This window comes from Photobacterium sp. DNB22_13_2 (assembly GCF_052873915.1).
Genome location: NZ_JBNNXU010000128.1, coordinates 1 through 273, shown reverse-complemented (window position 1 = coordinate 273; position 273 = coordinate 1). Strand labels below are relative to the sequence as shown.

Sequence of the window (273 nt, the reverse complement as noted above, 5' to 3'; positions counted from 1 at the left end):
CGCCTGGCTGCGCTGGAACATGTGCTGCACGTTGCGCTGCTGCAAGGCGCGCAGGCGGGAGACGCCACCATGCGTCGTGCCGCCAATGCCTATCTGAAAGAAGTCCAGGCGGCCACCGATATGGCCGCCGCTCACCTGATCAATACGACGGGCCTCACGATTGCGGCCAGCAATTGGGATCTGCCGACGTCCTTCGTCGGCCAGAACTACGCGTTTCGCCCGTACTTTGCCGAGGCCATGCGCGAGGGCCTGGGCCGCTTCTACGGTGTAGGC

1 pseudogene is annotated in these 273 nt (G+C 64.8%); it reads left to right on the top strand.

The features are described from left to right. Nucleotides 1-273: pseudogene (locus ACVA58_RS28085) on the top strand (hypothetical protein); the annotation flags it as partial.